Annotated in this window: 16 protein-coding genes and 1 pseudogene; 5 read left to right on the forward strand and 12 right to left on the reverse strand. The window is 63.1% G+C overall.

The genetic code is table 11. From position 1 onward, the window contains the following. Window positions 1–131 precede the first annotated feature (131 nt). The 4 genes and pseudogenes from F7R02_RS07560 to rluD all read right to left on the reverse strand — a co-directional run bounded on the left by F7R02_RS07560 (window position 132) and on the right by rluD (window position 2889). Window positions 132–566 (reverse strand): annotated as a pseudogene (locus tag F7R02_RS07560) (thiol-disulfide oxidoreductase DCC family protein). Next, the gene (locus F7R02_RS07565; protein WP_078590280.1) at window positions 553–1059 is read right to left on the reverse strand and encodes a DUF4166 domain-containing protein; all 507 of its coding nucleotides are present in this window, start codon (window positions 1057–1059) and stop codon (window positions 553–555) included. The pseudogene F7R02_RS07560 and the gene F7R02_RS07565 overlap by 14 nt, the downstream one beginning before the upstream one ends. A 20-nt stretch (window positions 1060–1079) precedes the next feature. After that, window positions 1080–1892 (reverse strand): peptidoglycan editing factor PgeF, encoded by an 813-nt coding sequence (gene pgeF, locus F7R02_RS07570; protein WP_078590302.1) that lies wholly within the window; start codon window positions 1890–1892, stop codon window positions 1080–1082. 1 nt (window position 1893) lies between these two features. Then, the gene (rluD, locus tag F7R02_RS07575; protein ID WP_003488615.1) at window positions 1894–2889 is read right to left on the reverse strand and encodes a 23S rRNA pseudouridine(1911/1915/1917) synthase RluD; all 996 of its coding nucleotides are present in this window, start codon (window positions 2887–2889) and stop codon (window positions 1894–1896) included. Window positions 2890–3009: 120 nt separating this feature from the next. On the opposite strand from rluD, the gene F7R02_RS07580 reads away from it, so the two are divergent. Together F7R02_RS07580 and F7R02_RS07585 are read left to right on the forward strand one after the other, a co-directional pair. Next, on the forward strand, window positions 3010–3891 hold the full coding sequence (locus tag F7R02_RS07580) for an outer membrane protein assembly factor BamD (RefSeq protein WP_005915798.1): 882 nt from the start codon (window positions 3010–3012) through the stop codon (window positions 3889–3891). A gap of 286 nt (window positions 3892–4177) precedes the next feature. Beyond that, entirely contained in the window at window positions 4178–5155 is a 978-nt protein-coding gene (locus F7R02_RS07585; protein WP_078590281.1) for a hypothetical protein, read from the forward strand. An 18-nt stretch (window positions 5156–5173) separates the two neighbouring features. On the opposite strand, the gene F7R02_RS07590 is transcribed toward F7R02_RS07585, so the two are convergent. The 4 genes from F7R02_RS07590 to sucC all read right to left on the reverse strand — a co-directional run bounded on the left by F7R02_RS07590 (window position 5174) and on the right by sucC (window position 9713). Beyond that, complete coding sequence (locus F7R02_RS07590; RefSeq protein WP_167520987.1) at window positions 5174–6814, reverse strand: NAD+ synthase; 1641 nt, start codon at window positions 6812–6814, stop codon at window positions 5174–5176. A 22-nt stretch (window positions 6815–6836) separates the two neighbouring features. After that, entirely contained in the window at window positions 6837–7208 is a 372-nt protein-coding gene (locus tag F7R02_RS07595; protein ID WP_078590282.1) for an endonuclease domain-containing protein, read from the reverse strand. A 435-nt stretch (window positions 7209–7643) separates the two neighbouring features. After that, window positions 7644–8519 carry a succinate--CoA ligase subunit alpha gene (gene sucD / locus F7R02_RS07600; protein ID WP_005921370.1) on the reverse strand — a complete coding sequence of 292 codons (876 nt, stop codon included), beginning with the start codon at window positions 8517–8519 and terminating at the stop codon, window positions 7644–7646. 24 nt (window positions 8520–8543) lie between these two features. Next, window positions 8544–9713, reverse strand: a complete 1170-nt coding sequence (gene sucC / locus F7R02_RS07605; protein ID WP_003488601.1) for an ADP-forming succinate--CoA ligase subunit beta — start codon at window positions 9711–9713, stop codon at window positions 8544–8546. A 231-nt stretch (window positions 9714–9944) separates the two neighbouring features. Here sucC and F7R02_RS07610 point away from each other — a divergent pair, with 231 nt between their 5' ends. Then, complete coding sequence (locus F7R02_RS07610) at window positions 9945–11558, forward strand: sensor histidine kinase (protein ID WP_005921369.1); 1614 nt, start codon at window positions 9945–9947, stop codon at window positions 11556–11558. A gap of 264 nt (window positions 11559–11822) precedes the next feature. Further along, window positions 11823–13277: a sigma 54-interacting transcriptional regulator gene (locus F7R02_RS07615; protein WP_172397258.1), complete on the forward strand. Its 1455-nt coding sequence runs from the start codon at window positions 11823–11825 to the stop codon at window positions 13275–13277. A 485-nt stretch (window positions 13278–13762) separates the two neighbouring features. On the opposite strand, the gene F7R02_RS26330 is transcribed toward F7R02_RS07615, so the two are convergent. The 4 genes from F7R02_RS26330 to F7R02_RS07635 form a co-directional block, all read right to left on the reverse strand. Further along, window positions 13763–13882 carry a hypothetical protein gene (locus tag F7R02_RS26330; protein ID WP_005915819.1) on the reverse strand — a complete coding sequence of 40 codons (120 nt, stop codon included), beginning with the start codon at window positions 13880–13882 and terminating at the stop codon, window positions 13763–13765. A 96-nt stretch (window positions 13883–13978) separates the two neighbouring features. After that, the gene (gene pilB, locus F7R02_RS07625; RefSeq protein WP_022558667.1) at window positions 13979–15715 is read right to left on the reverse strand and encodes a type IV-A pilus assembly ATPase PilB; all 1737 of its coding nucleotides are present in this window, start codon (window positions 15713–15715) and stop codon (window positions 13979–13981) included. 63 nt (window positions 15716–15778) lie between these two features. After that, window positions 15779–16213: a pilin gene (locus F7R02_RS07630; protein WP_078590286.1), complete on the reverse strand. Its 435-nt coding sequence runs from the start codon at window positions 16211–16213 to the stop codon at window positions 15779–15781. A 77-nt stretch (window positions 16214–16290) separates the two neighbouring features. Next, complete coding sequence (locus F7R02_RS07635) at window positions 16291–16731, reverse strand: pilin (RefSeq protein WP_078590287.1); 441 nt, start codon at window positions 16729–16731, stop codon at window positions 16291–16293. 326 nt (window positions 16732–17057) lie between these two features. Between F7R02_RS07635 and F7R02_RS07640 the strand changes: the two genes are divergently transcribed. After that, window positions 17058–18314, forward strand: coding sequence for a type II secretion system F family protein (locus tag F7R02_RS07640; protein WP_078590288.1), 1257 nt, complete (start codon window positions 17058–17060; stop codon window positions 18312–18314). The last annotated feature ends 4 nt before the right edge of the window (window positions 18315–18318 follow it).

Consider the following 18318-nt stretch of genomic DNA (forward strand, 5'->3'; position numbering starts at 1 on the left):
TAGGAAGCGCGCCCGGGCGCGACCGGGCGTTCCCCGGAATGCTCCTTGCGCTCAGGCGCGCTCCTACGCGCCATTGGTCGGGATCGCCGGGTGCGCCAACCAATCGCCGCGCACGACGCACGTGTAGTGCCTCAGTCCAGAAACCGCGCGTGTTGCTCGGGCGTGGGCAGCATGCAGTGATCGCTGCGGCCGAACCAGCGATAACGATTGCGTGCGATCAGCCGGTAGCCAAGATCGCGCACGCGACGTGGGACCAGGCGCAGCACCCCACTCAGCCGCCAGAGTCCGCCCAATCCCGCAAGCACGCGCATGATCGCGTCGCTGTCGGTCCAGGCACCGGTGGCGCCCATCAGTAGAAACGACAGGGGGTCGTCCGGGTCCAGACCGTGCTGCTGCAACAGTGCGCGCCCGGCTTGCCCTTGCATGGCAGCAAAGCGATAGCGCCCATGCCGATCGTGGCGCAGCAGGAATTTGACTCAGCCATTGCAGAGCAGGCACACGCCGTCGAAGACGATGATGGCGCGCGCCGCAGGCGGCGCAACAGGCGATTGATCAGCGCGGTTCAAGCCAGCCCTCGTAACGAATGAACGGTCCTACCAGCGGCAACTGCACGTCCACCAGAAACCCGTAACGGCCGCCGTCGGCATGCTCGCGGCAGCGCACCTGCCGGAACCAGCGTGCAGGCAAGCGAATCATCCCGAACGCCCACACGCGAGTAGCCTGCCAATACAACGATTGCGCATCGGCCTGCAGCGAAAATTCAAAGCGCACCGCACCCAGGTGTTCGCGCAAGTTTTCGCCATGGCGCCATAGCCGCGAATGCATCGGCATGCCGTCAAAGCGCCGATGCCAGCGCTCGCCGTGCGTGTCGGCCAGAAAGTCCACTTCCACCGCCACCTCGCCGCTACGCGGCAGACGGCTCAACAGCGCCAGCAACGGCACCAGCCCATGTCCACCACGCTGAATCTGGGCGCGCCCGGCAAAGCGCTGCCGCTGCCGCACCGAGTGCAGCGCGCGCACTGGCGCAGGCAGTTGCGCGAACGCGTCCTGCCCCAGCACCTGTGCAAACAGTGGCGTGTTCAGGGGACAATCCAGGCCAGTGTGGCCATGCGTCCGCTGCGGCGATCGCGACGGAGCGAGAAAAAACGTTGTGGATCGGAAATGGTGCACAACCCGCCGCCATGCACCGCATCGGCCGGCACGCCGGCCTGCTGCAGCCGCTGGCGTGCCAGCGCATACAGATCCACCCGCCAGTGCCCCGGGCGCGTGGCGACAAACGCGCGTTGCGCCTGTGCATCGTGCGCAACGAAGGCGTCGAACACGTCCTCGCCGATTTCATACACCTGCGGTCCCGCGGCCGGCCCCAGCCAGGCCACCAGTCGCTGCGGTGGCGTCCGCATTGCGGCCACGCTGCGCTCCAGCACGCCGTCGGCCAGCCCGCGCCAACCGGCATGCGCAGCAGCAACTTCGCTGCCATCGACGGCGGCGAACACAACCGGCAGGCAATCGGCCGTGAGGATTGCCAGTACCACGCCAGGCACCGACGTCACTGCAGCATCGGCGACCGGTTCGTGTGCGCCTGGTCGCTGGTCCGCCGCGCGGTCGGTGGAATCGGGCGCAGCGGACGGTGCATCCAGCCGCACCACGTCCACGCCATGGACCTGCCGCAGCCAATGCGGCGTGCTCGGCAGCTGCAGTGCCGCGGCCAGCAGCGCTCGGTTGCGCTCCACCTGCTCGGGCACATCGCCTTCGGCGCTGTTGCGGTTGCCAAGGTTGAGCGTGTCGAACGGCGGCAGCGAGCCGCCCAGACCGTGACGCAGCGTGGTCAGCGCACGGATGCGCGGCGGCACCGGCCAGTCGGCTGGCAGGATGAAGGGCGCAGCCATGGACATCTCAGCGGCGTGCCAGCTCGGCGGCGCGTGCACTGTCTTCGCGCAGCACGGTCATCAGGCGCTGCAGATCAGCCGGCACCGGCGCGCTGGCGCGGACCGGCTCGCCGCTGACCGGATGCAGGAATTCCAGGGTTTCAGCGTGCAGCGCCTGGCGCTTGAAGGTGCGCAGTTCGTGCACCAGCTCATCGGTGGCGCCCTTGGGCAGCTTGAGCGCGCCGCCGTACAGCGGGTCGCCGACGATCGGCGATTTCAGGTGCGCCATGTGCACGCGGATCTGATGGGTACGCCCGGTTTCGAGCCGACATTCCAGCGCGGTGTGCGCACGGAAGCGCTCGCGCAGGCGGTAATGCGTGACCGCATCGCGGCCATCGTCGCGCACCGCCATCTTCAGGCGGTCGCGCGGGTGGCGATCGATCGGAGCATTGGCGGTGCCGCCGGAGACCAGCGCGCCCACCACCACGGCCAGATACTGGCGATGCACCTCGCGCGCGGACAGCTGCTCCACCAGCGCGGTCTGCGCCTGCACGGTGCGCGCCACCACCATCACGCCGCTGGTGTCCTTGTCCAGGCGATGCACCACCCCGGCGCGCGGCACCGAGGCCAGCGCCGGGTCGCGGAACAGCAGCGCATTGACCAGGGTCCGGTCCGGATTGCCGGCGCCCGGATGCACCACCAGGCCGGCCGGCTTGTCGATCACCAGCACCTGCTCGTCTTCGTACAGCACGCTCAGCGGAATGTCCTGCGGCGCAGCGTGAGTCTGGGTTTCCAGCACCACCTGCACCTGCACGCTCTCGCCGCCGCGCAAGGTATCGCGCGGGCGCGCCATTTCGCCGTCCAGCAGCGCGTCGCCGGACTTGATCCATTCCGACAGCCGCGAGCGCGAAAATTCTGGGAACAGCTCGGCCAGCACTGCGTCGAAACGGCGTCCGGCGGCGTTGTCGGGCACGATCGCCTGGCGGATGGACGGGTCGAGGGGTTCGGCAGATGGGTCGGACATGGACACGGGCACTCGGGCAAAAGCGGGAATTTGGGGGTCCGGGCGGCGGGAGTCAGTCGCCGGACAGGCCACTAGGCTATCATCGCGCTCTCGTTTTCCTGATGCGTCCTGCCCAGACCCATGATCCGACGGTCCACGTTTTCCGCGCCTGCGCGCCTGATTGCCCTCATGCTGGTCATGGCGTTCGTCGTCACCGGCTGCCACCGCGGCGCCAAGGACAAGAATCCCGACGAGGGCATGCCGGTCGAGCAGCTCTACGGCAAGGGTCATAACCTGATGGAGAAAGGCAACTGGGCCGGCGCCGAAGCCAGCTACAAGCGCCTGATCGCCCAGTACCCCTATGGCCCGTACACCGAGCAGGCGATGATCGAAACCGCCTACGCCCAGTACAAGGCCGGCAAGCACGACGACGCCGTCTCCAGCGTCGACCGCTTCATCCGTACCTACCCGACCCACCGCAACATCTCCTATCTGTACTACCTGCGCGGGCTGGCCAACAGCAACCGCGACACGGTGTTCCTGCGCCGCGTATGGTCGCTGGACCCGAGCCGCCGCGACCTGTCTTCGCCGCAGCAGGCCTACAACGATTTCAATACCGTCACCGATCGCTACCCGAACAGCCGTTACGCCGCCGACGCACGCAAGCGCATGATCGAGTTGCGCGACATCTTCGCCCAGCATGAATTGGACAACGCGCTGTACTACCTGCGCCGCGATGCCTGGGTGTCGGCCGCCGGTCGTGCCAACTACCTGCTCGAAACCTATCCGCAGAGCGCCTTCCAGTACGACGCGGTCGCGGTACTGGCAGAGGCCTACACGCACCTGGGCAACAAGACCTTGGCAGCCGACGCACGCCGCGTGCTGGAGCTCAACGACCCGCAGCACCCGTGGCTGACCGGCAACTGGCCGAAATACCCGTGGGCCATCCGCAAGCTCAACCCGTTTGCCGGCGAAAAATCCGCCGCGACCGGACAAAGCAATTCGCAGATGAATCGCGACTGAGATATCAGGCGCAGCGCATGACCGAAGAGAGGCCGCAAGGCCTCTTTTTTGTTGCGGCGACGATGACGGCAGCACGGCAAGTGCAGTACCGACGACGACACGGCGGCGATTGCCGCCGCCAACGCACCTGCAGCCTTCAGTCGCTTCCCCTGCGCGCAGACGCATTGCCGGAGTCGCGCGCGTGCATCCTGGAACCGGTCCCAGGTCACCAAATGCCTCCGGGTCCCCTGTCTATACTCATCCCCAACCAGCTCCGACTCCTGCGAGCGCCAGCCAAGGAAGCCGCATGTCTCGTACCATCATCGCTTTGCTGCTCATGCTCTCGCTGGCTGCCGTGACCGTCAGCGCCACCGCAGCCCCCATCGTCTACGGCGTCAACGCGCACGACAGCCGTCCCGGCTACGCCATGACCCAGGCCGAGGCACGCTTCAAACTGCTGGCAGCGCGCAACCTGCGCAGCTATCGGTTCGATGTCGACCCGCGCGACTACGCAACGCTGGATGCGCTAGTTCCCTTGGCGCGCAAGTACGGCATCACCCTGCGCCCGATGGTCTACCCGATGTCGCACGAGATCGGCTACCAGCTGGCACGCCGCTATGCGGCAGACATCAAGATCTGGGAAATCGGCAACGAACAGGATCTGGTGCGCGCCGAAGCCGATACCCGCATCGCCGCAATGACCACGATGTATCTGGGCATGCGCCAGGCTTCCGACGAACTGGGCGCAGGCCTGCGCTTCACCATCAACATCACCGCCTGCAATAGCGACGATCGCAGCGCCAACGCGCGCTGCCCGGGCGATCGCAACGGCTCGTTGTGGTTTCTGGCAAAAGCCAAGGCGGCCGGCTTCAACTTCGACCACATCAGCTTCCACTACTACGCGTTCTACCAGGATGCCGGCTACTGGACGGACTTGTATCTGGGCCAGCTGCGCACTGCCGCACGCACCTACAACACCCCGGTGTTCTTCAACGAGCTGAACTGTGCGGAGATTTATACAGGCAGCACCACTGGGGGCACCGCAGGTGATCGGGGCTGTTACGACAGCCTGGCGCAGCTGTTGCGCAACGTGCGTGACAACTACGCCGACGTGGTGGCCGAGGTGAATGTCTATGAATTACTGGACCAGGCCACCATCCAGGGGCCTGAAGGCCATTTTGGCCTGATGTACGACCTGGCCCGACCAAAACCGCCCCTGGATCTGCTCACGCGGTTCGCCCAGCCGCCGGCCACCGCAGCGGCAGCCACTGCGTCAGCCGAGTGACCGGATTAGCCGTTCGCACTACTGCCCGCGATATCCGTTGGTGATCGGATAGCGCCGTTCGCGACCGAATGCACGCCGCGACACCTTGGGCCCGGGCGCGGACTGATGGCGCTTCCACTCGTTGAGCCGTACCAGGCGCAGCACATGCTCGACGGTATCGGCCGCATAGCCTGCCGCAACGATGTCGTCGCGCGACTGCTCCTGATCGACGTAGCGATACAGGATGCCGTCGAGCACATCGTACGGCGGCAGCGAATCCTGGTCGGTCTGGTTGTCGCGCAACTCGGCCGACGGCGGGCGCGAGATCACCGCCGGCGGAATCACCGGCGCACCGCCGACGGTGTTGCGCCATTTGGCCAGGCCGAACACCTCTGTCTTGTACAGGTCCTTGAGCGGCGCATAGCCACCGCACATGTCGCCATAGATGGTGGCGTAACCCACTGCGTATTCGCTCTTGTTACCGGTGGTCAGCACCAGTCCGCCGAACTTGTTCGACAGCGCCATCAGGATCACGCCACGGCTGCGCGACTGCAGGTTTTCTTCGGTGATGTCCGGCTGTGTGCCTTCGAACATCGGCCCCAGCGCGCCGAGCAGGCCTTCGAAAGCCGGCTCGATCGCGATGGTCTCCAGCTTCACGTCCAGCGCGCGACATTGCTCGTCGGCCAGGTCGTTGGACAGATTGGCGGTGTAGCGCGACGGCAACCGCACGGCGGTCACGTTGTCGCCGCCCAGCGCATCCACCGCCATCGCCAATACCAGTGCCGAGTCGATGCCGCCGGACAAGCCCAGCCAGACCTTGCTGAAGCCGTTCTTGCGGCAATAGTCCTGCAGCCCGCGCACCACCGCGCGCCAGGCCAGCGCGTCCATGCTCTCGTCGCCGTCATCCACCCACACCACCGGAGTGAAGCTGCGCTCGCCGGCCGCGTAGTCCACCACCAGCCACTGGTCCACGAAGGCTGCAGCGGCCGGATGCACGGTGCCGTCGCCATCGGCCACCACCGAGGCGCCATCGAACACCAGTGCATCCTGCCCCCCCACGACGTTGAGATAGGCAATCGCCGCCCCGCTCTCGCGGGTGCGTTCGGCCAGCAATGCATCGCGTTGCGCATGCTTGCCGCGCTCGTAGGGCGAGGCGTTAGGCACCAGCACCAACTCCGCGCCCGCCCGTACCGTGTTGGCCAACGGCTCGGCGAACCAGAGGTCTTCGCAGATCACCACGCCCACCCGCACGCCCTTGACCGTGACCACGCAGTTCTCGCCATCCGGGTCCACGTCGAAATAACGACGCTCGTCGAACACCGCATAGTTGGGCAATTCGCGCTTGCGGTAGGTGGCTTCGATCCGCCCGTCGCGCAACACGCTGGCGGCGTTGTAGACCACGCTGCCCGCGCTTTGCGGCCAGCCGACCACTGCCACGATGCCGCGCGTGGCCGCCGCAATCCGTGCCAGCGCCTGTTCGCAATGAGCGAGGAATCCCGGCCTTAACAGCAAGTCTTCCGGTGGATACCCGCTGATCGCCAACTCGGGAAACAGCACGATGTCGGCCTCGAACTCGTCGCGCGCCGCTGCGATGTAGTCGATGATGCGATCGGTGTTCTGCGTCACGCCGCCGACCGGGAAGTCGAACTGGGCCATGGCGATGCGGAGGGTCTGGGACATATCGGCAGCCTTTTGCAGATTCCTACCGAACGCCGGAAGGAGGAAGAGAGAAGCGGGCAACGCACAGCCGTTGCGCAATCGCGTCGCAGACAGCATCGGTGCGCACCAGCACTTCATTATTCCAGAAGCGCAGCAACTGGAAGCCTTTTCGGTGCAGGAAGGGCTCGCGCGCGGCATCGGAGGGCGCATCCAGATGTTGGCTGCCGTCAAGTTCTACGATGAGCGCACGTTCCAGGCAGGCGAAATCGGCGACATACGGGCCGACCGGACACTGCCTGCGGAACTTGAATCCCAACAGACGCCGATCACGCAGGCGGTACCAAAGCAAACGCTCGGCAGCGGTCATCTCGCGCCGCAAGGTTTTTGCAAAGCGGATCTTTTCACCGGTGCGCATCGGAAGCTCCCAGGTCTGGAGAGCTCACAGCTTGGTGTAGAGCGCCACTGCTCGCTATCGGCTGCGGCCGTTGGCGGGTGTAAGGAAAGCGCCCTCACCCCTGCCCCTCTCCCGCACGCGGGAGAGGGGAAATCCAGGGCGAAGGCAGTCGGTGGATCGGTCTGCGTCTAACCTTCTGCTACTGCTACTGCTACTGCTACTGCTACTACTGCTACTGCTACTGCTACTTCTGCTTCTGCTTCTGCTTCTGCTGATGCTGCACAGTCGTAGCTCCTATCACCACAACACTCACACCTGCGCTCGCCACTCCCTTCTCCCGCCTGCGGGAGAAGGTGCCCGAAGGGCGGATGAGGGCAAGCTGCCACGCCCCAACAACAAGAAAGGCCGCCCGAAGGCGGCCTTTCTGACGCTCACACACTTGCGCGTGGGGCGTGCTTACTTCACCAGCGCAGCGATCGCCGCACCCAGATCGCCCGGCGAACGGACGGTTTTGACGCCAGCAGCTTCCATCGCCGCGAACTTGCCTTCGGCCGTGCCCTTGCCGCCGGATGCGATCGCACCAGCATGGCCCATGCGCTTGCCGGCCGGCGCCGAAGCACCGGCGATGAAGCCGACGACCGGCTTCTTGACGTGGTTCTTGATGTACTCGGCACCGGCTTCCTCGGCGTCGCCACCGATTTCGCCGACCATGATGATGCCTTCGGTCTGCGGGTCTTCATTGAACAGCTTGAGGCAGTCGACGAAGTTCAGGCCGTTGATCGGGTCGCCACCGATGCCGATGCAGGTGCTCTGGCCCAGGCCCACTTCGGTGGTCTGCTTGACCGCTTCATAGGTCAGCGTGCCCGAACGCGAGACGATGCCGATCTTGCCCGGCTTGTGGATGTGGCCCGGCATGATGCCGATCTTGCACTCGCCCGGGGTGATCACGCCGGGGCAGTTCGGCCCGATCAGCACGGTGTCCGGATGCGAACGGGTCAGCACGTTCTTGACGCGCAGCATGTCCAGCACCGGAATGCCTTCGGTGATGCACACGATGACCTTGATGCCGGCCGCAGCCGCTTCCAGGATCGCATCGGCCGCATACGGCGGCGGCACGTAGATCACCGAGGCGTCGGCGCCGGTGGCCTCGACCGCATCGGCGACGGTGTTGAACACCGGCAGATTGATGTGGGTGGTGCCGCCCTTGCCGGGCGTCACGCCGCCGACGACCTGGGTGCCGTACTCGACCATCTGAGTGGCGTGGAAGGTGCCCTGCTGGCCGGTAAAGCCCTGCACGATCACCTTGGTGTTCTTGTTAATCAAAACGGACATGGATAGTTCCTTCGGTGGCGTGGATCAGGCGGCGTTCTTGACAGCTTCAACGACTTTCTTCGCACCGTCGTTGATGTTGTCGGCCGGGATGATGGCCATGCCGCTGTCGCGCAGCAGCTGCTTGCCTTCTTCCACGTTGGTGCCTTCCAGGCGCACCACGACCGGAACCTTGACGCCCACTTCCTTGACTGCGGCGATGATGCCTTCGGCGATCATGTCGCAGCGGACGATGCCGCCGAAGATGTTGACGAAGATGCCTTCGACCTTGTCCGAGGACAGGATCAGCTTGAACGCTTCGATGACGCGCTGCTTGTTCGCGCCGCCGCCCACGTCCAGGAAGTTCGCCGGCTCGCCGCCATTGAGCTTGATGACGTCCATGGTGGCCATGGCGAGGCCTGCGCCGTTGACCATGCACCCGATGTTGCCGTCCATGGTGACGTAGTTGATGTCCAGCTCCGAAGCGGTCACTTCGGTTTCGTCTTCCTGCGTCTTGTCGCGCATGGCGATCAGCTGCTTCTGACGGAACGCGGCGTTGTCGTCGCTGTCGAACTTGCCGTCCAGCGCGTACAGGTTGCCGTCGTCCAGGATCGCCAGCGGGTTGATTTCAACCAGCGCCAGGTCCTTTTCGTTGAACAGCTTGTACAGGTTCACCATGATGCTGGCGAACTGTCCGGCCTGCTTGGCGTTCAGGCCGAGCTTGAAGCCGAAATCGCGGCCGTGGTAGCCCTGCACGCCTTCGACGAAATCGACATTGAGCGCGTGGATCAGCTCCGGGGTTTCGGCCGCCACCTGCTCGATCTCCACGCCACCCTCGCTGGAGGCGATGTAGGTGATGGTCTTGGTACCGCGGTCGACCAGGATCGACAGGTACAGCTCCTTGACGATCTCACCGGCGGTGGTGACCAGCACCAGGTTGATCGGCAGCTCGACGCCGGCGGTCTGGTAGGTGGACATCTTGGTGCCGAGCATCTTGGCGGCTGCGGCCTTCACATCGTCGGTGGTCTTGCAGAACTTGACGCCGCCAGCCTTACCGCGGCCGCCCGCGTGGATCTGCGCTTTCACCATCCAGGGGCCATTGCCCAGGGAATTGGCGACTTCAACCGCTTCGTCCGGGGTCGCCGCGACCTTGCCGGCCGGAACGGGGATGCCGTACTCGGCAAGCAGCTGTTTTGACTGGTATTCGTGGAAATTCATGCGTCACCGTGGGAAAAGGAAACGACCGCTGCGTGCAACGCAGACCGCCGGGGCGGCACGTCATGGGACGCGAACGGGCCGCCTATTGTGGCCGACCGCGCCGTGCGGCGCAAAATTGCCCGGGATTGGCTGCCCGATCGCAGTGCTTGCGCGCAGGCCGACTCTGTGCGCAGGCGCTGCGCAGACCGCGCACCTGCCTATACTCGCGGCTCGCTCCAGCGGGGAATCGGCTTGGCATCCATCGCATCGCTCATCGCCCGGATCCAGTCCGCGCCGCAGCGCGAGCTGTACTTTTTCTCGCTGTACCGGGTACTGGTGGCCGGCCTGATCGCCGCGCTGGTGTTCAGCCCCTTGTCCGACGCCATCCCCGAGCCGCGCTACCCCCGCCTGGCCGCCGGCGTGGCGATCGGCTACCTGTGCATGGCGATCCCGCTGCTGTTCTGGGGCCGCGGCGAACGTCGCCTTACCCCCACCGTGCTGTGCGCGGTAGTGGCCGACATCCTTGCCGCCACCCTGGCCACGCACGCCCTGCCCGGCGCCAGCGCCGGCATTGCGATGATGCTGCTGTTCAACGTGGCGGCCGCCTCCATCCTGCTGCGACTGCGCTACGGCATGAGCATCGCGGTACTCGCCAGCGCCGCCATCCTGCTGGAATACCTGTGGACCCTGCTCGAAGGCGGCGGCGCCACCCGCCCGGTGGCCGAACTTGCGATGTTTGCCACCAGCTACGTCGCGGTGGCCTTCATCTGCGAACAAATCGCCGCCCGCGCCCGTCGCAACCAGATGCTGGCCGAAGAACGCGGCGCCCAGGTCGCCAATCTGTACGAGATCAACGAGCTGATCATCCGGCGCATGCGCACCGGCGTGCTTGTGGTGGATACCCACAACCATATCTCGTTGGCCAACGAAGCGGCGCTGAGCTTGCTGGGCGATGGCGACCAACGCACCCCGTCCACCGACCTGTCGCTGGTGGCGCTCACCCCGGAACTGGCGCGCCGGCTGCAGCGCTGGCGTAGCGGCTGGCGCGAGGAAGAGGCGCCGCTGCAACTCGGCGCCGACCGCCCGGAAGTGCAACCGCGCTTCGTGCGCCTGCTCGCCGACAGCGACCTGGCACTGGTGTTCCTGGACGACGCCACGGTGGTGTCGCGACGTGCCGAATCGCTGACCCTGTCGGCCATGGGGCGCTTTTCGGCCAGCCTGGCGCACGAGATCCGCAACCCGCTGGCCGCAATCAGCTACGCCTCGCAGTTGCTGGAAGAATCGCCGGACATCGGCGATGCCGACCGCCGCCTGCTGCAGATCATCCACCAGCAATGCCAGCGCACCAACGGCATCGTCGAGAGCGTCCTCGCGCTGGCGCGCCGGGAACGCGCCACCCCGGACAATCTGGACCTGGCCGCATTCGTGCGCCGCTTCGTGGTCGAATACCGCCAGACCTTGTCGATGGAAACCGACATCCTGGAGGCCAGCATCCAGGGGAGCTCCGTGCATGCGTTGGTCGACCCCAAGCACCTGCATCAGATCCTCACCGCGCTGGTGCACAACGCACTCAAGTACGGCCGGGTGATGGACGAACCGGCACGCGTCAAGCTGCACGTCGAACGCCTCGAGCGCAAGGCAGTGATCGACGTGATCGACCGCGGCCCAGGCATCCCCGACGCCGTGGCGGCACAACTGTTCCGCCCGTTCTACACCACCTCCGAGCACGGCACCGGCCTGGGCCTGTACATCGCCCAGGAACTCTGCCGCGCCAACCAGGCGCAACTGGACTACGTCTCGGTCCCGGGCGGCGGCGCGTGCTTCCGGATTTCGTTGCAAGGCCCCAACGGATTGCTCGGCAAGTGAGTGCTCCGCTGTCGGCTGAGCGGGATGCCTGATGTGGCGATACCCAGCAGAGCAGCGACTTGTTCGATCGCAGAACATCGCATTGGCGAAGACGCAAACGCCATGCGGTACCTGGCCTGCAGGTCTTGCGGGCTTACGCAAGCAAGGCTTTCGTAGGCAGATGCGTTTGGCAACGCAGCGCATCGACAGCCATCGCCGACTGGCATCGGCAGCTTGCAAACGCGCTGAAAGCCGCAGTGACGCGCCCGCGCAGCAGGTGAATCGTTGGGCCGCCACCTGCTCGACAATTGTCGACCATCATCACGCTGGGCTATCGTGCGTCCCATGAACGAACCCAAAAGCGCCCTGGTTGTCGATGACGAGCGTGATATCCGCGAGTTGCTTGTTCTCACCCTGGGCCGCATGGGCTTGCGCATCAGCACCGCGGCGAACCTGGCCGAGGCGCGCGAGTTGCTGGCCAACAACCCCTACGATCTGTGCCTGACCGACATGCGGTTGCCGGACGGCAACGGCATCGAACTGGTCACCGAAATCGCAAAACACTACCCGCAGACACCGGTGGCGATGATCACCGCCTTCGGCAGCATGGACCTGGCCGTGGAAGCGCTGAAAGCCGGCGCCTTCGATTTCGTCAGCAAGCCGGTCGACATCGGCGTGCTGCGCGGCCTGGTCAAGCACGCGCTGGAATTGAACAATCGCGATCGTCCCGCTCCGCCACCGCCGCCACCGGAACAGGCCAGCCGCCTGCTCGGGGACTCCAGTGCCATGGAAAGCCTGCGCGCCACCATCGGCAAGGTTGCGCGCAGCCAGGCGCCGGTCTACATCGTCGGCGAATCCGGCGTGGGCAAGGAACTGGTCGCACGCACCATCCACGAACAAGGCGCACGCGCCGCCGGCCCGTTCGTGCCGGTCAACTGCGGCGCCATTCCCGCCGAATTGATGGAAAGCGAATTCTTCGGCCACAAGAAGGGCAGCTTCACCGGCGCGCATGCCGACAAGCCCGGCCTGTTCCAGGCCGCGCACGGCGGCACCTTGTTCCTGGACGAAGTGGCCGAATTGCCGTTGCAGATGCAGGTCAAGCTGCTGCGCGCCATCCAGGAAAAGTCGGTGCGACCGGTCGGCGCATCCAGCGAATCGCTGGTGGATGTGCGCATCCTTTCGGCCACCCACAAGGACCTGGGCGACCTGGTCTCCGACGGCCGCTTTCGGCATGACCTGTACTACCGCATCAACGTAATTGAGCTGCGTGTGCCGCCGCTGCGCGAACGCGGTGGCGACCTGCCGCAGCTGGCCGCTGCCATCATCGCGCGCCTGGCGCACAGCCATGGCCGCCCCATTCCGCTGCTGACCCAGTCGGCGCTCGACGCATTGAATCACTACGGCTTCCCAGGCAACGTACGCGAACTGGAAAACATCCTCGAACGCGCCCTGGCCCTGGCCGAAGACGACCAGATCAGCGCCACCGACCTGCGCCTGCCCGCGCACGGCGGCCACCGGTTGGCCGCCCCCCCAGGAGGCGCCGCGGCCGAACCGCGCGAAGCCGTCGTCGACATCGACCCCGCCTCGGCCGCGCTGCCGTCCTACATCGAGCAACTGGAACGCGCCGCGATCCAGAAGGCGCTGGAAGAAAACCGCTGGAACAAGACCAAGACTGCTGCGCAGTTGGGCATCACGTTTCGGGCGCTGCGTTACAAGCTGAAGAAGCTGGGGATGGAGTAGCAGAGCAGGAAATCGGGAGTGGGGAATCGGGAATCGTAAAAGCGCAGTTGCCGGTCTCGATGGCCTGTGTGGGAAACACTGCGATGGACTGGCTCATGCGTCAGCTCCCGGTAGTCGGCTGCAATGCTAGACGCTGTTGTCCAGACAAAACAGCCTGGAACGTATGGGTCCCCAAGCTGTTCCGGGTCACCAAGCTGTTCCGATTCCCTGATCCGACTCCCCGATTCCCAGCCCTTCGTCCTTGGTTACTCGATTGATTTCCGCCAGGCTGGTCACCCCGTGCGCAGCCTTCATCAACGCCGACTGCCGCAAATCGCGGATACCGATCGCCTGCGCGGCCTCGGCGATCTGCCTAGCGGTGCCGCCCTCTTCTCCCGCTTGCCGGAGATCGCGTTGCAGCTTTCTTCTCCCGCTTGCGGGAGATCGCGATGCAGCTTTCTTCTCCCGCGTGCGGGAGAAGGTGCCCGAAGGGCGGATGAGGGCGCTTAGTCCTTCGTCACACGATTGATCTCGGCCAGGCTGGTCACCCCGTGCGCAGCCTTCATCAACGCCGACTGCCGCAAATCGCGGATACCGATCGCCTGTGCGGCCTCGGCGATCTGCATCGCCGTGCCGCCCTCTTCTCCCGCTTGCGGGAGATCGCGTTGCAGCTTTCTTCTCCCGCCTGCGGGAGAAGGTGCCCGAAGGGCGGATGAGGGCGCTTAGTCCTTCGTCACACGATTGATCTCGGCCAGGCTGGTCACCCCGTGGGCAGCCTTCATCAAGGCCGACTGCCGCAAATCGCGGATACCGATCGCCTGCGCGGCCTCGGCAATCTGCATCGCATTGCCGCCCTCCAGCACGATCGCGCCGATCTCGTCGGTCATCGGCATGACCTGGTAGATACCGGTACGCCCCTTGTAGCCTTCGGTGCACTCGTCGCAACCGACCGCCTCATACAGCTCGATCCCGGCGGCAAGCTGTGCGGGCGTGAATCCTTCGGCCAGCAAGGCGTTGTCAGGCAGCGTCGACTTGCGCTTGCAGTTGTTGCACAACCGCCGCGCCAGACGCTGCGCGATCACCAAGGTCACCGACGAGGTAATGTTGTAGGGCGCGATGCCCATGTTCATCAAGCGTGCGATGGTCTGCGGCGCATCGTTGGTGTGCAACGTCGACAACACCATGTGACCGGTCTGCGCCGCCTTGATCGCAATCTCGGCCGTCTCCAGGTCACGGATTTCGCCGACCATGATGATGTCTGGGTCCTGGCGTAGGAACGAGCGCAACGCTGCGGCAAAGGTCATGCCACGCTTGTTGTTCTGCTGCACCTGATTGACGCCAGGCAAGCGGATTTCAACCGGGTCCTCCGCGGTGGAGATATTGCGTGTCTCGTCGTTGAGGATGCCCAGCGCGGTGTACAACGACACCGTCTTGCCCGAGCCGGTCGGCCCGGTCACCAGCACCATCCCGTACGGCTTGTGGATCGCCTCCAGGAACAGCTTCTGCTGGTCCGCCTCATAGCCCAGCTTGTCGATGCCCAGCTTGGCCGCGCTGCCGTCCAGGATACGCAGCACCACTTTTTCACCGAACAGGGTCGGCAAGGTGCTGACACGGAAGTCGATCTGCTTGGTCTTGGACAGATTGAGCTTGATGCGCCCGTCCTGCGGCACCCGCTTCTCGGCGATATCCAGCTGCGACATCACCTTCAAGCGCGCTGCGATGCGCTGGTTCAGCTTCACCGGCGCCTTCGCCACGTTCTTCAACAAGCCGTCGATGCGCAAGCGCACCCGGTAGTCGTCTTCATACGGCTCGAAATGGATGTCCGAGGCTCCCCGCCTGATCGCATCCACCAGCACCTTGTTGACGAACTTCACCACCGGCGTGTCGTCGCCCTTGGCATCGACCCCGGAATCCCCGCCGGCGCCCATGTCCTCGTCGCCGGCCGAGACGTCCAGATCCCCCATTTCCTCGTCGTCGTTGCCAAGCGACGAACCCAACGACGCGTTGCTGGCCTGCCACTGTTCGAGCGTCCGGCGGATCTGATCCTCGTCAACGAGGATCGCCTCGACCACCAGGTTCGTATGGAACTTGATGTCGTCCAGCGCACGGGTCTGGGTCGGGTTGCTCACCCCCACGAACAACCGGTTGCCGCGCTTGAACAGCGGCAGCACCTGGTGCTTCTGGAGCAGCTCCTCACTGACGAGCTTTACTGCGTTCTGGCTGGCGTCGAATGCCGATACGTCCAGTAGTGGCATGCCGAACTCGACTGCATTGGCCGCCGCCAGCTGCGAGGCAGCAACAAGCTTTTTCTCCGAGAACCACTGAGGCAGTGGAACTTTCGCAAGAGCAGCCTGATCCATCGCGCTTCGAGCCGCGCTTTCCTCCAATGCGCCATCCTGCACCAGCCTGCGGGCAATTCCGGTGATTCCAACGAGATTTGCGGTCGATAAAACGCTCATGCTTACCCCCAACTTCTGAACGGCGCGGATAAAATCAACCGCAGCATATTCCGGTGTACTACGTCACCTGCAAGCTTTCGGTAGATATTTTGCCTGAAGCGTCGTGCCGGCTCCATCACATCGCCACACTGTCGAGCCTGCGCCAGACCAGTCAGGCACCAGCTGCAACTGCGACCCTCGAATAGACTCGTTCGCGCCGTTAGTAGCGAACGCGACAGTTATGACGCCATCCGCGCCAACCGTAACGGACGAAACATATCGACCTTTAATGCTATCGGCGTTACCCAATCCAGCCTGAGCGTTTGATGTCGGAGAGACGCTTTGAGCCCAGTGAAACTCCTCTACTGCCACCTTTGCACCCGAGGCAAGACTTAACCCTTCTGCCACCTGGGCTCTCACCAGGTAATCCTGATACGCGGGCAATGCAATTGCAGCAAGAATTGCAATGATCGCAACTACAATCATCAACTCAATCAAAGTGAATCCACGTGCTTTCACTTTGCCCCCTAAAGGCCTTAGCCTACGATTGAATCAAAAAAGCCCCGGCAAGCCGGGGCTTTTTAAAGCCATCCCTATTACGGGGTAGCCGCAGTACGGCAAGAGGTAGGCAGATACTTCTGATCGATGGTGGTGCCATTGCTGCAACCCCAGCTGATCGAGCCGTTGTTGTCCGTCGGAGTCAGGACAAGGTTCTTACCACTCAGCTTTGCATTGGAGTTATTAAACAGCGCAGTGATGACGCCGCCAGAGCTAACGGTCACCGAGGTGATGTACTTACCTTTGATGTTTGCAGCAGCCTCAAGGCCAGCAGCTGCGTTGTTGGCCGGGAATGCACCAGTATTGGCATAGGTCTCAGCAACGGCGGTCTTTGCACCCGACGCCAGCGACAGACCTTCAGAGACCTGCGAACGCGCGAGGTAGTCCTGATAAGCCGGCAGAGCAATGGCAGCCAGGATCGCAATGATCGCGACCACGATCATGAGTTCGATCAAAGTAAAACCGTTTTGCTTCTTCATTTTCTACATCCCCTAGAGAGTTGAATGATTCAGTTAACAACCGGAGTTGCCTGTAAAAGCGCATCTACAGCGACCGCCTGTAGCTGCAAGCACGTTTTGTGCCAAGTCGCGGCGTCATAGGTGCGGCCTGTAGCTATGTTTGCAGAGACGGGGTCTACGTGGAAGCGCACGATGACAGAATTGGGAAGAGCTCACGCAAGTGACGCTAAGGGTCACTTATCGCCCTGAGCAAGGTCCGCAGTCGACCCGCCACAGAGCATGCCGAACTCCTGCAAACAGGCTACCATTGACTTGTACCGGCCTGGGGATGGTCGTGGGGAACGCATATGTCAGTCGCTCGCAGCAGCATCAAGAAGCAACCGGTAGACCGAAACGTCAGTGAAATGATCCCGTTTGTCTGGGAAGGCACAGACAAGCGTGGCGTCAAGATGAAAGGGGAGCAGCAGGCCCGCAATGCAAACATGCTGCGCGCAGAGCTTCGTCGTCAGGGAATCACGCCCACAGTTGTAAAGACTAAACCAAAACCACTTTTCGGCGCTGCGGGCAAAAAAATTTCGCCAAAGGACATCGCATTCTTCAGCCGTCAGATGGCAACGATGATGAAGTCCGGAGTCCCCATAGTTGGCGCACTTGAAATTATCGGTGAGGGGCACAAAAACCCTCGCATGAAAAAGATGGTTGGTCAGATTCGAGCTGATATCGAAGGAGGCTCTTCACTTTACGAAGCTATTTCTCGACATCCAGTCCAGTTTGACGACTTGTATCGAAACCTGGTTCGCGCGGGCGAAGGCGCTGGCGTATTGGAAACTGTTCTAGATACAGTTGCGAACTATAAAGAAAATATCGAAGCCCTTAAAGGCAAAATCAAAAAAGCCCTATTTTATCCCGCCATGGTAATGGCCGTCGCAATTATTGTCAGCGGCATCCTCCTAGTTTTCGTGGTCCCTCAATTTGAAGATGTGTTCAAGGGATTTGGAGCAGAGCTTCCCGCTTTTACGCAAATGATTGTAGCAGCATCTCGTTTCATGGTGTCTTATTGGTGGTTCATGCTACTAGTGAGTGTCGCAGCGATAGCCGGTTTCATCTTTGCCTACAAACGCTCGCCGCGCATGCGCCATGGAATGGACAGGCTTGTCTTGAAGTTTCCAGTGATCGGGCAAATTATGCACAACAGCTCCATTGCTCGATTTGCCCGAACCACGGCGGTCACATTTAAAGCTGGCGTACCCCTTGTAGAAGCCCTAAGCATTGTTGCCGGCGCGACTGGCAACAAGGTCTATGAGGAAGCTGTACTGCGGATGCGCGACGACGTCTCTGTGGGATACCCCGTGAACATGGCTATGAAGCAAGTAAACCTGTTTCCGCATATGGTGGTTCAAATGACATCCATTGGCGAGGAAGCGGGCGCTCTTGATGCCATGCTATTTAAAGTAGCCGAGTATTTTGAGCAGGAAGTGAATAACGCCGTGGACGCGCTGAGCAGCCTGTTGGAGCCGTTGATCATGGTATTCATCGGTACAATTGTTGGCGGTATGGTGATCGGCATGTATCTCCCAATTTTCAAACTTGGCTCGGTGGTATAAAGAA

This window comes from Xanthomonas cissicola (assembly GCF_008801575.1).
GTDB lineage: Bacteria > Pseudomonadota > Gammaproteobacteria > Xanthomonadales > Xanthomonadaceae > Xanthomonas > Xanthomonas cissicola.

Coding starts and splice junctions, on each gene's coding strand:
- F7R02_RS07590 (WP_167520987.1), bottom strand. CDS start 6,814: ATGTCCCAGACCCTCCGCATCGCCATGGCCCAGTTCGACTTCCCGGTC.
- F7R02_RS07580 (WP_005915798.1), top strand. CDS start 3,010: ATGATCCGACGGTCCACGTTTTCCGCGCCTGCGCGCCTGATTGCCCTC.
- F7R02_RS07595 (WP_078590282.1), bottom strand. CDS start 7,208: ATGCGCACCGGTGAAAAGATCCGCTTTGCAAAAACCTTGCGGCGCGAG.
- F7R02_RS07635 (WP_078590287.1), bottom strand. CDS start 16,731: ATGAAGAAGCAAAACGGTTTTACTTTGATCGAACTCATGATCGTGGTC.
- F7R02_RS26330 (WP_005915819.1), bottom strand. CDS start 13,882: ATGCAGATCGCCGAGGCCGCACAGGCGATCGGTATCCGCGATTTGCGG.
- F7R02_RS07640 (WP_078590288.1), top strand. CDS start 17,058: ATGTCAGTCGCTCGCAGCAGCATCAAGAAGCAACCGGTAGACCGAAAC.
- sucD (WP_005921370.1), bottom strand. CDS start 8,519: ATGTCCGTTTTGATTAACAAGAACACCAAGGTGATCGTGCAGGGCTTT.
- F7R02_RS07585 (WP_078590281.1), top strand. CDS start 4,178: ATGTCTCGTACCATCATCGCTTTGCTGCTCATGCTCTCGCTGGCTGCC.
- rluD (WP_003488615.1), bottom strand. CDS start 2,889: ATGTCCGACCCATCTGCCGAACCCCTCGACCCGTCCATCCGCCAGGCG.
- sucC (WP_003488601.1), bottom strand. CDS start 9,713: ATGAATTTCCACGAATACCAGTCAAAACAGCTGCTTGCCGAGTACGGC.
- pilB (WP_022558667.1), bottom strand. CDS start 15,715: ATGAGCGTTTTATCGACCGCAAATCTCGTTGGAATCACCGGAATTGCC.
- pgeF (WP_078590302.1), bottom strand. CDS start 1,892: ATGTCCATGGCTGCGCCCTTCATCCTGCCAGCCGACTGGCCGGTGCCG.